Source organism: Anaerobiospirillum succiniciproducens DSM 6400 (assembly GCF_000482845.1).
Lineage (GTDB): Bacteria > Pseudomonadota > Gammaproteobacteria > Enterobacterales > Succinivibrionaceae > Anaerobiospirillum > Anaerobiospirillum succiniciproducens.
In genome coordinates, this window is record NZ_AXWV01000042.1 from 23,553 (window position 1) to 37,551 (window position 13,999).

Annotated in this window: 7 protein-coding genes and 1 other RNA gene; 5 read left to right on the forward strand and 3 right to left on the reverse strand. The window is 42.1% G+C overall.

The genetic code is table 11. The features are described from left to right. The first annotated feature begins 675 nt into the window (after positions 1-675). Positions 676-2,364: a hypothetical protein gene (locus H524_RS0107010; RefSeq protein WP_156907564.1), complete on the forward strand. Its 1,689-nt coding sequence runs from the start codon at positions 676-678 to the stop codon at positions 2,362-2,364. A 682-nt stretch (positions 2,365-3,046) separates the two neighbouring features. Further along, positions 3,047-3,868: a hypothetical protein gene (locus tag H524_RS0107015; protein WP_156907565.1), complete on the forward strand. Its 822-nt coding sequence runs from the start codon at positions 3,047-3,049 to the stop codon at positions 3,866-3,868. Positions 3,869-4,179: 311 nt separating this feature from the next. Here the strand turns inward: H524_RS0107015 and H524_RS0107020 are convergent, their stop codons facing one another. Together H524_RS0107020 and ffs are read right to left on the reverse strand one after the other, a co-directional pair. Next, complete coding sequence (locus H524_RS0107020; protein ID WP_027939711.1) at positions 4,180-5,472, reverse strand: AAA family ATPase; 1,293 nt, start codon at positions 5,470-5,472, stop codon at positions 4,180-4,182. Positions 5,473-5,805: 333 nt separating this feature from the next. After that, an RNA gene (ffs, locus tag H524_RS17045) (signal recognition particle sRNA small type) lies at positions 5,806-5,902 on the reverse strand. A gap of 293 nt (positions 5,903-6,195) precedes the next feature. Between ffs and truB the strand changes: the two genes are divergently transcribed. The 3 genes from truB (at position 6,196) to H524_RS16535 (ending at position 13,531) form a co-directional block, all read left to right on the forward strand. Then, positions 6,196-7,176: a tRNA pseudouridine(55) synthase TruB gene (gene truB, locus H524_RS14755; RefSeq protein ID WP_044121712.1), complete on the forward strand. Its 981-nt coding sequence runs from the start codon at positions 6,196-6,198 to the stop codon at positions 7,174-7,176. A 900-nt stretch (positions 7,177-8,076) separates the two neighbouring features. After that, positions 8,077-11,880: a GGDEF domain-containing protein gene (locus H524_RS16530; protein ID WP_156907566.1), complete on the forward strand. Its 3,804-nt coding sequence runs from the start codon at positions 8,077-8,079 to the stop codon at positions 11,878-11,880. Between the two features lie 1,204 nt (positions 11,881-13,084). After that, positions 13,085-13,531, forward strand: a complete 447-nt coding sequence (locus tag H524_RS16535; protein WP_052338968.1) for a type II toxin-antitoxin system RelB family anti-toxin — start codon at positions 13,085-13,087, stop codon at positions 13,529-13,531. Between the two features lie 375 nt (positions 13,532-13,906). On the opposite strand, the gene H524_RS17860 is transcribed toward H524_RS16535, so the two are convergent. Next, positions 13,907-13,993 carry a flagellar basal body rod C-terminal domain-containing protein gene (locus H524_RS17860; protein ID WP_281171310.1) on the reverse strand — a complete coding sequence of 29 codons (87 nt, stop codon included), beginning with the start codon at positions 13,991-13,993 and terminating at the stop codon, positions 13,907-13,909. Between the last annotated feature and the right edge of the window lie 6 nt (positions 13,994-13,999).

The following is a 13,999-nucleotide window of genomic DNA, read 5'->3' on the forward strand; positions in this document are numbered from 1 at the left end:
AATGCAAAGGGCTTTAGCCGTCTAATGCAATGGCTGGGGGTACTCAAATGCAAAGGGCTGTAGCCGTCTAATGAAAAGATCGATGGTTAGCTTAGAAGAAAGCATATGGCAAAGATGAGGACAGGCTTTTGTAAGAGCTAAGGATGAGGGCACTTACATTTACCAGGGCGCATGAATGGGCCAGTTTTTTTATTAAATGGTGTCAGTTAGCCATGTCTATTTGGACATTATTGGGGCGCTATGTGGATAGTAATTTACGGATCAATGGTTAATTACATGAGAGGGCTCATACTTTGTCTAGAATGCTGATGCTATTACTAGTGATTAAGCTCATACTAGCGGCATATTCTTGATGGTACATATCTTAAATCATTGCGAGTTAAGGCTAACATTGAGCCTTAGGTTTAAGGTAAGAAAGGAATCGAGATAAGTTCAATGCGAGTAGGCTTGCCTTAGATTTTAATAAGCAAAGAATTTCGTGTATATTGTGCTTGCTCAATATGTTTTACATTCAAAACAATGGTTTTGGATGGCTTAAAAGCTCTAAAAAAACGTTGTTCCTATGCAAAAGTGACTAGTTTGACTAGATACAATTCTGCAAAGTCATTCATAATGTCAGACATTTGTATTCACTTTGTCTTGGGATGTGGTCAAGCTGTTTAGCAAGGAGATCAAATGCGAATAGCGTTATGGACGATTGTCCTTCTGATCAACTGCATCATATGGGGTATTGTGTTCTTAGAAGAACTCATGCCATATGTATTTAAATCAGTAAACCATGACTCCTCCATCAATTTTGCCTTATTTGCCATCGCCACCATGGCATTTTGCTATGTGATCTACAGACTTTTACTTGCGAAAAGCAACAAAAAGCTCTCTACCATTAGTGCATGTGCATTACTCTTTGGTGCGAGTATAGGCGTAAAGCTATTAGACGATTTAAGCTCAGCTCTTGGTATTGTCTCTGGTGCCTTTATTGCCTTGATGATAGTGGTATTTGAACAAACCAGACTCTTAAGAAAGATCAAGGCTATTACCTTTACTTACGACTTTAACCGCAATAACGATCAAGCCTTTAGCCAATATCAAACCGCTTTTAAAGAAGTCCTCTCATTAAGAAGTGCTCAGAACATTTACGTTAATGTCTATGGGTATTTAGTCCGTCTTACAGATATGCCAATGATCAATGAGGGCTTTAAGCTCGTATTTGATCGTAAGTTCAATGCAGCGCAGGTCTTATGTAAGCAGATTAATGAAGAATCTGCTAAGCGTGATCTTTCTGATCCTCTTGATCGTGACTTTATCTCTTTGCTGCAAGCCTTGGTCAATTGTGAGGGTTTGTTAACTAACGAGCCAATGATGATCTTGCCATCAAGCATGCAAGGAGAAGTGAAGATTCAGCACATGGTATCTGATGCAGTTTCCGATACTCATTTAAATGTAGGCACATCACGTAAGTCAACTGATGCTCGTCACCTCTTAGCTGCCATGATTGGTGAGGCAACAAGAGCGGGCGTAAAGAATAACGCTAAGAGTGTGCAAGAGGAGTTTACCAATCGTAATAAAAAGCCTGAGCTGATGTATGCTCGTTTAGACGCTCACGGACTGTTATTGCTGAGCAAACAAGCTGTACAAATTAAGCCTGTTGTAATGCCTTTTGTGACTTTGTTTGTACTCTTTATCAGCTTAGTGGCACTGCTCTCTGAATCAGTAGTTAAGTTCTTTGTAGACTACTCAGGCGGAGCGGCCCGTACTACAACAATCTTGCAGGGCTATAACATGTGGATGCTCTGCTTCATAATTACTGTGGTGCTAGCTGTCATGCTGTGCTTTTTATACACCAGTAAGAAGAAGTACAAAGATTTATTCGATGGTGTCGATAACAGTAGTATCTCGGGATTGTTTATTATTGTCAGGGCTGTAGCATTCATTGTTGGCTTTGCCATTTTATTTATGCCAGCCAACCTCGTTAGCGATTACATCAATTTGCGTGAGGACATGGCTCAAATTTCCTCAGGCACTACTGAGTGTAAGATAGTTATGATCGCCTCAAAACGTACTCCAAGTTATGGCGAGGTTTTTATTCTTTCCCCGGCAGGTATTTTAGATAAAGTGAAAGTTGTAAGCCTGTCAGATCAAGACCATCCAACTTTCAATATCTACGTCCCTCACTTCTTTAAGAGCCGCTTTCAAGAGGCTGACATCTATAACCACAACAGAAGCTTGAAGTACAACATGATCGTCAAGCCTCATTATAGACTCTGCTATACCTCTAATAACCGTACACTCGCACGCATTCAAAAGATGCAGCCACGTCGAGACAAATTACGTGAGACCGTAGCCCCAAAGCTTCGCCACCTCTAGCGGCAAGATATCTAAAATGCGGCTAGCTGCCGGAACTTTACAAGACCGTGAGCCACGATATCTATCTATGACGCTAAAGATACGACGCACTAAGCTATTGAGCAGCTCCGTGGCGTGGCTAATGAAAGGCCGATATTTGAGTAGCTTTTTAGCTAAAGTTGAAAATCAACGTACACCTTTATCGTTGCAGTACACTCATAGCTTAGTCTTTTGCTATCATATTTAGGATGCTTGTTGCCGTCAGATACCCATAACACTGCTTATGCAATGCTCTGATCTTACTTAATCCTAGCTTGATGATATCAATGTTGAGTATGCAGATCATGTGAAGATCCGTGAATGTGCTGGACTTATAAAGCGTCTTAGTATGCTAATCACTCAAGGTGCTGAGATTGTCCGGAGCATAAGAGTGCTTAGCTGCGAAGGTGCATGAGTATGTGCATTAGCATATGAATATGCACGGGTATGAGATCATGCGTGCAGTGCTTATACAGAGATGAGTCCATGCGTGCAGTGCTTATATAGACATAAGCCCATGCGTGCAGTGCTTGTATAGGCGCAATCTGACGGCTAAAGTTAGACTTGAGAGTGGTTAAGTTGAGGGCAACACTATCACAAATTAGCCCACACATGCTCTTGAGTAGGTTTAGAACAGCAATATGTAGGTTTGACTAAATTGGCGATGCAAAAGACACCCATAGATCACACATATCTGCAATCGTATCTAATCAAAGCTGGTATTCGTTTTGACTACAATGTTATCGATACCGTCTGTGCTAGAAAGTTCAGTGCAACTTTCTACATGGTTTTGATTACTGCCTTGCTGATCTTAAGTGTGCCTCAAGGCATGCCTGGCAATCCTATTCCTGTAGCTGAGGATGGGTCTTTAGCCTATGCCGGTATTAGTTCAAGCACTAAGACCATGTACTTTATTACTGTTGGCATTCTTGGTGTCTATCTTGGCTACTATCTGTTACGACTTTGCTACTACATTGCTCTACGCACCAAGCTCAGGTCTGATCCAGCCCCGCTGAGCGTTGAGGCTTATGCTGTAGTGTGTCTTGATGTTAAGACACGACCAATTGACTATATCTACCAGCTTTTCTCAATCATTTGTGGCCGTGGCAAAAATGGCTTTTGCCGTTATGCAGTGATTTACAAAGAGATTGGTTCAGAAAACCCACGCTTTTTCTTAACTGCAGCTGTCAGCCACAAGCGTCTGTGCTTTATTCCTGATCACATTGGTAGAGTGTTTTTACATCGCAAGAAGCCACATCTTTACACTTTAGATGATAAGTCTTCATATCAGACTGTCTCTGCCAAGCGTAGGATGATGCGCAAGTTTGCCATGCCAGCAAGCACTATGGCCTGCTCAAGTCAGCCAGGCAAGTCACAAGACTTAGCTGCCAATTCAGATACTGCAGTTTCTAGCAGCAATCTCAATCTTGACTCAAACAGCACCACTAGAACTGTAAAAGCCGAGCCTCAGCAAACGCAGCAATAGTCCTGAACGCCTAGCCTAGACTATGCAACTGCAAAGCACAGACTAGAGCAGCCAGCACAAGCTAGCAGCAGTCAAGAACAGACTAGAGCAGCCATGCACGGGCTGCAACCGCCAAGCACGGACTAGCTACTGTGCGGCAAGGCAAGAGTGATCATTGCAATAGCCTATATTAGGCAAGGGCCGTGTGGAGGCGGTAGCTTGAAGAGCTTTGATCTTGAGAGTGTTTTAGGTTGCTTGAGATCTTTTGAGAGCTTTATATCTTGTGATCGCTTAGCGATAGCAACTTTAACAAGGCCCTGCGTGGGCCTTAATTATTTGTCTTCAGTCTTGATGAGGTATTCTTCTTCGCCAGCATCGTAGACGCGGGTGTTGATAGGCAATTCTCGTAATTGTGCTGATGAGATTCCGGTGAGGATTTGGAAAATACGGCGCATTTCGACGTTAGTAAAGCCGTATTTATAACGCCAGGAGAGAGAGTGCTCACGGTCGGAGAAAGTAACTTTATTGCATGAGAAGAGGCCTTGCTGTAAGAGCAGGGAGCCAAATTCTTTACCTTGAGGGAAAATGCCGACTTCCTCTAAATACAGCTGATCTTGGCCGTCCTTTTCAATAAACCAATCTAAGTTTGGCTCTTCTCTAGCAAGTGCAGCTTGAGCAAAGGTGTAGTTGTTGTCACCGCTGTAGGCATAAAGATCGCCATCGTTATCTAAGGCGCGAGTAACAGAGAGCGGACAGAGCATCTTTTTCATCTTGTCAGAGAAGACGAAACCACCATAGCAATGCTCAAGCACATCAAGATACTCAGCAGCTGTAATACCTTGCTGCGGGGCAATACGGGCAATATCTTCACTATAAGTATTTTTGATTTCCTCAATAGTAAAGCCCATCATCTCAGAGGCAATATCCGAGAAGGATAAGTCGATAACGTGTGGCAGACCTTCAGAGAAATTATTGGACAGAGCAAACTTAACGTGGCCAGTAAGCAAGCAGAACTTGACGCGATCGCCAGCCTGTCTGAAGGCTGAGAGCATGTCAAAGTACATAGCGTTAGCAAGTTCACGCTCATCAGGCTTTTCCATTGCAGAGATCATGTATAGCGGTACATCGTAGTTATCGACGATCACTACAACAGGGCTTTTCTCTTTATCGCTGATCTCGCGAACAAGCTGCAGCATTTGACGACGTAAGTCATTGCGTCCATCGGTCTTGAGCTTGATGTGGTGTTCCCAGATCTCAGATTGCAAGGTATCACCGAGCATCTTGGCAAAGGCTTGTAAGGTATTGGCCTTTGACATAGCAAAAGAGAAGTGGAGTACTGGATATTGGCCAAGATCGTCGGCATTAAAGCCATTAGGATCTTTGATGGCTAAGTGGTCAATTAAGAGCTCGTCACGAATTAATAATGACTCAATCGCTTCACTAGCTAGTGATAGACCAAAACCACGTGGGCGAATGAGCATAAAGACATTCTGCGAAGGCAGACGTGGAGCCTTATCTAAGAAGTTGATGAACTTGGTCAGGTGATCAAGCTTATTGATGTAATGGCGATCAGTGAAAATCACCTCATGCAAATGAGAATTGCTACCTGAGTTATTTGAGTTCATCTGCAAACCTAAAACACGAAAGTTAGACTACAAATCCACGGCTACATATACATACTAGTGCATGTATATATGCCCATTAAGATGTCTATGATAGCAAAGTCCGTCTCAAATCGCTTAGATATGGACAGGCTTTATACAAAAGAGCGCGGTAAAGCGATCTACCTAGGTAAGAAATGGCTGCATTTAGCTAAGACTAGCAATAAGATGGGGTGGAGATGAATCACTTAAAGCTGTGGATTCTGGTAGTGAAAGGAAAGTTATTTGAGTAAAGATAAGTTTTTCAGGGCGTAGAAACGAAAAAAGAACACCAAGGTGTTCTTCTTTTTAGCGGGTGGGCACCAACTACATCCCGGTACCTCATTACACAAATTTGGCTGCTTCGTTCCCGACCTGACCAATTGATCTGCGAATAAGTACGAGAGAGCTGGCACCCGCAAAACTTATGCTTAAATTATACAATAAGAACTTAGCATAATACAACACCTTTGCATCTCCAAGCTCAAATGGTACTAGTACTATGTGATCTATATGCTGTTTGTTGGGCAAAGTCGTGTAGTTTAGAGCTAAGTTTAGAGTCTTGTTTGGTGCATAAAAATTGAGTCATTATGCTAAAATAGGCGACTTTTAAGGGCTAAGGTAGAGAGCTTAATGCTCTAGCTAGTCTTTTAATCTTGGCTCCTTACTCTTGTGTTTGTAACTGTACAGTTTGGCGGTGATTCTTTTATGGCAAAGCGCAAAGTTAGCGGCATCTTCTTATTGGATAAGCCAGAGGGTATTTCATCTTCAGGCGCATTGGTTAAATGCCGTGGTATCTTCTCAGCTATGAAAGGCGGCCATACTGGAGCTTTAGATCCTTTAGCCTCAGGTCTGCTTCCTATCTGCCTTGGCGATGCTGCTAAGTTCTCTTCTTTCTTTTTAGAAGGACGTAAGCGCTATATCGCTGAGGGTACTTTAGGCAAAACCACTACTACTTGTGATAGAGAAGGTGAGATTGTTTTAGAGCGCGATATTGGTGATGCTTTAGAACGTCTTGAGTCAGTACTTGAGAAGTTTCGTGGCACTATCACTCAAGTCCCACCAATTTACTCAGCTATCAAGGTTAATGGCAAGGCCTTATATCAGTACGCTCGCCAAGGACGCGAGGATGAGATCGAGATTCCTAAGCGTGAGGTTGAGATTTTAGAGCTTAAGCTTTTAGAAACTACCGCTACCACCTTCAAAATCGAAGTCTACTGCTCAAAGGGCACTTACATTCGCACTTTAGTCTCAGATATTGGTGAGGCTTTAGGCTGTGGAGCTTACGTAACTATGCTGCGTCGTACTTACGTTGAGGGCTTACCAGCAGGCAAGATGACTGAGCTTGCTACTATCAAAGAGTTAGCTGATTCACGTGAGAATAAGAGCGATTTTAGTGAGCTTGATAAGCTCCTTATTCCAGTAGATGAGGCCTTAAACAATCTGCCTAAGGTTCATATTCCACTATCCATGGCTGATCCATTAAGCCATGGTATGAAGCAGGGCAAAGACTTATCTTTATGCACCCTGCCAGAGGGCGGACTCAAGGCAAATGACATCTTCCAGGTTCGCTACAACGGCTACTTCATGGGCGTATGCTATTTAAGCGAGGATGGTTACATCACTCCTAAGCGCATGATGGATCCAGAAAGCTTTGCAGCTTTTGTTAAAAGCGAAAGCAAGTCCTAGTTTCAATCACATCACTCATAACAAACAGCAAGGCAAGAGTACAGCCTGACCTAAACATTAGAGTGCAATGTTAAATGCTCTACCAAAGCTTATGTTAGGCATACTCTGAAAGTAGCAGGGTAAATGCTATATCGTAGCTTGGCTAAGGCTAACTTAAGCCAAGGCAGCGCGATGTTTGGTTAAAGCTATCTTAAGCAAATGCTGCTCTAAGTTTTGCTGCTATCAAGGCCCACAACTTCAAAAGTCCCGATTTGAGCAACACCCCTTAAGCCAACTCTATTTCTGAATCATCTTGCTTTCAACACGCCATCAGCTTTTAGCTCAATTGCATTGGCAATCTTAAGAAGACTAGCCACATCGAGGTTGAGCTGAATTGCAGTGCGGGCGCTGTAGCAGGCTAGAACTGGCTAGATTTGTAAGTATGATGGGGCAATTTGTTGTGTTTGTGAATAGGCTCACAATCGACAAATAGGATAAAATGCACCTTTTGTTGATGGCTATATTTTGCATAGCAAAGATTTTTGCTAGATGTGGCATAGCGCTCAGTGCAAATTACTTGATTTGTGTATGATTAAAGTGTTTTACTGCGCTCTTTTTATAGCTAACAAGATATTTAACGCTATAGTTTGTAAATAAGAGTTGCCGTAAGTGCTGTTTAAATTGTGGCAATCATGTTGTTTAAACAATTTTGAGTATCTGTCTTAACTTGAATGGTTTAAGTTAGGTTAAGACAATCATCATATGCTTGTGATTTAAAAGCTTATTCGTTTTTTTAACTTGATGGCGTGGATGAAGAGCGCTGTCTAAAGATTTAACCTCAATACTTATTGCGCTAGCTAGTAGGATTGAGGCTCACTTGTGTGAAAGTGAGTCGTTGACACCTTTTGCGGAGATATTGGCTTGAACAGATTTCTGAAGATTAACAAGATTAGAGATCTGAGCAGAGTGTTCATTATTCCTATAATGATCATGTCTGGCGTGCTGATTTTGGTACTGTATCTTGACATGGTTAAGATCCAGGACAAGTCTGTGCTGCTTGTAGATCAAGCTATTCCTAATATTGAGAAGATGCAAAAGGGCTCGGTAAACCTGCTGCAGCTTAAGCTCAATATCGACATCATGACCTCATCAGTCGATAAGAATCATTGCACCCAAGCTTATATCGGTGCAGTAAAGATTTTAGATGAGGCCTCCATTTTCAATCGCGATAACTTTGCTAAGCTCAGTCATGATCTTCGCTTAGAGGTTAACCGTTTGTGGAAGTTACGTAATCAGCTTGATGAAGTTAGAGCTACTGTCCACAATTCCCTTCACTATATGGACATGTTGATGTATCTCATCGTGTCCGATCAGCCATATCTCTTCCCTGAGTATGAGCAAACTGTTGCTAGTTATTTAGATCTTTATCAGACCAGTGCCTATAAGCGTGAGCTTGCAGACTTCCATGCTGATAACATTGCTATGTTAACTGAACGTTTTAGCTCGAAGTTTGATCTTGTTGGTTTCTTAAATGAAAACCCTCAAGAGCCTCAAAAGTTCACTGATAAAGCAGACCGTATTAATAAGCTTTTAAATCAGGCTTTACTGCAGCTCAATGAGCACAAGGATCACTTTGATCTACAAAGCCAAAAAGAGCTCTATGAGTTTGTAAATGAAAACAACAAGCATCAGCCAGATGATTTCTCCAACCGCATTGAGCAGTATGGAAACGACTTCAAAGATGCTCAGGCAGCCGCCATTCGTGATGCACAAGCTAATACCAAGAATGTCGAGTCAAACGATGCATCTGTAGACAATGTCAAAGAGGATAATAGCGTAGGCCCATATGCATCATCACCATATGCAGGTAAGAAAACTTACAAGGATGATGTGCTCTACACCAGTCAGCTAAAGTCCATTATGGAATCATCTGAGGGGGCTATTGATGGACGTATTGCTAACTCTGTAAATGCAGCAGCAAAGGCTAATGCTAAGAATGATGCCACTGTTATGGCTGACACAATTGACTCTCAGGGTAAAGTTCAAGAAGTGTCAGATACTAAGACAACATCATCAATTGAGCAGCTTGCTACTGGCATGGATGAAGTTGGATTAACCGAGGAAGAGGCTTCTGTCATTGCGCAAGATCGCTCCTTGACTAACGTTAAACCAACCATTCGTGAAGAAGTTAAGCACATCAGAAAAATAAGAAACCACAATCTTAAAATGCTCGGCTATTACGAGCGTGAGTTTGAGCGCTTCTTACCTCTGTGGAATATCTATTTACGTCTGCAAGAGAGCTTTGTGCAGGACATTAATTCTGCACGTATGAAGGTTGATGCCCTTTCAGAGGCGTACACAGTAAGTGGTATCAAAGAGCTGCATAAGGATCTTAGAGAAATTACCTCTTTAGCATCTGAAATTAAGCCAATGATGGTTGGAACTTTATTATTCTCTGTTATTGGTTTCTGGCTCATCATGTTCTTGATTAAGCGTCGCATTATTGAGCCACTGCAGACCATTGCTCACTTGCTAATTAGATTCCGTTACACCAAGAAGATTGAGATCGCAGCTTACTCAGGATTCTTCAAGAAAGATCACTTACTTGAGATCCGTGAGGTTATTGATGTACTGCCTCAGATCTTTGATGATTACAGTGCGATTAAGCAAAACGAGAGTCACTTAAAGCAGCGTTATGAAGAGCTGGTTATTCACTCTAAGTACGATGGTTTAACCAAGGTATTTAACCGTGGCAGCCTCAATGCTTTAGTCAAAGAGATCGGCAATTCAACGCCAGCATCTTTTGCTATTTTAATGGTGGATATTGACTTCTTTAAGAAGCTCAATGACTCCATGGGTCACCAGTGCGGTGATGAGGTGTTATTTGCTGTAGCTCAGACTCTCCACTCTAACTTGGCTAAGAAAGACTTAGTGTTTAGATACGGTGGTGAAGAGTTCTGTATCATCTTGTCTGATGTAAATACTCAGAATGCATACAAGATCGCCGATCGTCTGTGTAAGCGTATTGCCTCATTAAAGCTGATAAACAAGGGCGCAGAATCTGGCTTAGTTACGATCTCTGTGGGGCTGTCTACGGTTACTACTTCAGAAAATCAGTACCGCATCAACGATCTGATTAAGCAAGCAGACAAGGCTTTATATAACGCTAAGAATTCTGGACGTAACTGCGTTTGCATTTACAACAATGTTGAGGGAGAGGTCTTAGAAGAGGCTACTCATAACGACATCTCCATTGAGCATGCTGACGATAAGCTTTTCTGCGCGGTAAATATCAGTGGTGACAATACTGATGCATCTAGCAATGATGAAGTAGCCGATGCAAGTGCATCATCAGAACAAAATACTTCAGCTAAGGCCTATGCAAGCTCTAGTTCAGATAATGCTAATGCTAGTTCAGCGAGTGCTGCAGCTGCGTTATCAAGCTTAGTTGCGGCCAACGTCAATGCATCTTCTATTAGTCTAAATGTTGGAGAAGATGATGCAGACAATGCTGGCCATTTAAAGGCTGATAGCCAAGATAGCTCCACTTCATCATATTTATCAGATGAAGAGGCAGCTACCTACTTAGATGAGACTAGAAAATTTCTCTCTGACGAGGAAGAATCTAAAGAGTCGCAAAGCGATGACATTACTAATGTCCATAGCTATGGCTGGCTTGACGGCTTTGAGTATTTTGAGAACCAAAAGAGACGAGAAAAAGAGCAAAAAGAATCATCTGACGTTCATGGCGATGATGATAAGGTTGCACAAAACGATGATGATTCTATCGATGACGAGCAGTTAGTTGATGCAGTGCTCTCTATTGCCACTGGCCGTCCTGCAAATGATATCTCTAAAACTCGCTGTCAAAGATCTTCAAGCGTAAATGCGCACTCAGTTGAAGTTGAGAGTTCTGATTACAATCAGGCGTTCGAGTTTGATCTGCCATCAGAAGATACAGATACTGAAGAGGTTACAAAGAGCGAGCCTAAAAAAGCATCAGAATCAATCGAAGAGCTCAGTAACATCAAACAAAAGATCGCTGAATCTAGACCATTTGATGTTATGAGTGAAGCTGACTCAGCTTTAGTTGACAGCGATATTCAAGGCCCGATTGCAACTTATACTAGTTTCGTCGATAAGATTGTGGAGAACAAGGTTGATGAGGAAGCTTCACAAGAAGACTCCGATGTTGCTCCTTTGCAGTTAATCTCGAACATGGATGATTCTAATGAGTCAGACTCTAGCAATATCGATGAGCTGATAGCACGAGCCGAGGATGATCAAGAGTCAGTATATCACTCAAGCCTTTATGCCTATGGTATTGATTCATCTATTGCTGATGCGCCAAAGGATCGTATCACTCAGATGAAGGCGTTGCTCACAGAGGTCTCTAAAGTTAAGGGAGACATAACTGACTCTGACATCAGTACAAGCGAAGTAGTCGATGACTCTCACAAGCCACTAGCTGATGAAGCTGATCTTGAAGGCGATCTTAAAGCTAAGGATGATAAGCCTCTTGAAACTATTGAGCAGCTCAAAGAGCAGATTCTCAAAGAGTCTGATAATGGCAATGAGAACAATGCTAAAACTGTAGACGCATTAGCTCCTGATGCCATTGTAAGTCCAGTAATTGAAAAAGATGGCTTTGCTGAGGTTTCAGTTACTAGCAATAAGAAAGATTTTGCTGCTGTTATCGTTCCAACAACGGAAGACAAAAGTTAGTTCAACTGTGTCGTCCCAACAAAGGAAGACACAAGTTAGCGCGACTGTTATCGCTCCAATAAAGGAAGACACAAGTTAGCGCGACTGTTATCGCTTCAATAAAGGAAGAGAAAAGTTAGCACGACTTTGAAATTTTTACTCAAAATCTAATACAGTATGAGTATGGTTGTATCTAGCTTTTAGCGTAACTACATAATCTAATCACTCAAAATGGCCAGTCTATTGAGCATAAATTCGATAGATTGGCCATTTGTCTTTTATAAGCATCAATTTGTGAAAATCTAGTATCTTATCCTCATAGCTCATTTTGTGACTTTTGGCAATGGTGATTGCGCCATATTTTTTATGTTCCTAACATAAGTAAAACGTAAATTTTGTGATAAGATTCATACAAAATTTTTGACTGGTATCCCACGCAATAGATCAGGGTCTAAATACCTCTATAAAGAAGCTTATGGAAGGTGCAGGCAAATGGATTTATGCGTACGGCAGCCTATGGTCGTAACCTTAGGCATGATAATGTCAAAAATGACAGTTATTCTTTTAGTGTTTGACTGAATCAAAGCTATTTTAGTAACCATGTAAGTGCCAAACATAAGGTCACAAAAGAAGACATGTGTTGGCAAACTAAAGTGCTTTCAAATAGTTAAATGTGATTGCAAAGCCGGCTATGAGGTTTTTTGTTACATACTATTTACATTACGAAGGCACAGCTGCCGAGTGCTGTTTAGACTCGGCTTTTTTGTTTAACTAAATGCACTGCGATTTAGACTCAAACCAAGTAAATACAGTATTGAACTTCTAAGACTAACTTGTCGTACTAATATACAGAGTTATGAGCTAAGGCTCTTACGTGTAACCACTAGCTAAGTAAAGTAACCGTGTGCTACGGTGTAAAACTTGTACCTCTAGCCTAGTGCTCTGCCACTTTATGCAATCCCTTGCACCGCAGCATGGTGGATTACAAAGCATCAGCTGATAAGAAAGTCAGCTAAGAGAAATCAATTAATCAGATAAAAGAGTAATCTAGGTTGCTTACTAGTTAAGTGACACGCTATTGCTTTTGTTTGTTGATTCTCGCGCAAGGTGAATACGCTACCGCATCGAGGCAAATACTCAAAGATAGGCGGTGGATAATTGGACTCTGTAGATTGGTAAGATAGGTTAGCGCTGACTCGACATTACATCTAAACGGAGACAAGAGATGACTCAGCAGTATCAGCAGTACGGATATCAGCAGCGTGCAGTCGCACAGCGCACCGCTATGAATCCATCAACTTCAACTGCTTCTGCACACCCAACTACTGTTTACAACAATAGCAACTTAAGCTCCCAGCCTTACGGCACTTCTGCCGCTCAGGCCGCTGCTGCCCGTGCTCGTGCATTAGCCGCTTCTGCAGCTGCTCAGCGCTCACTTGGTGCTACTCCAGAAGTTCAGCTCAAGAACTTCATCCACTACACTCGCAAGTCTTTAAACATCAGCCAGCGCGAGTTATCCAAGATGAGTGGTGTAAACCAGTCTAATCTCTCCAAGATCGAGAATGGCATCATCAATCCTTCTATCGCTACCATTCAGAAGGTTGCCGCTTGCTTAGGTCACAAGCTTGAGCTCCGTTTCGTTCCAACCTACAACGAAACCTACAAGTCTTAATTTAAGACCGAGCTACGTAGCATCGCAACAGCATGCTACCCACAGTAGCTTCATGCCGTCACTGCTCATCAATAAACCATGAGCTCCCACAATTAACGGCATCAACATATTATTGCCTTGCTCCTAGCAGCAAGTAAGCAAAAGGGCTCCACCAGGGCATCCTGCCCTGAAGCCCCTTTGTTATCTCAAAATCCTCATCAAAACAAATCCTCATCAAAACGAATCCCATCTACCACAAAGCAGATCTAAGTCATTTTGCATGATCATCTTTCTTGCGTCCTGAAAAATCATAAAACCCAGCGACTTTTGTCAAGCTCAAATAAAAACGCCGGGCAGGGCCCGGCGTGAAGTCATGTTGGAAATGAAAGCTTATTATTAACGGATATTCAGGATGCTATCCATTACAGTGTTCTGAGTCTGCAGAGACTGTGCATTAGCCTGATAGTTACGCTGAGCGGTAATGAGCTC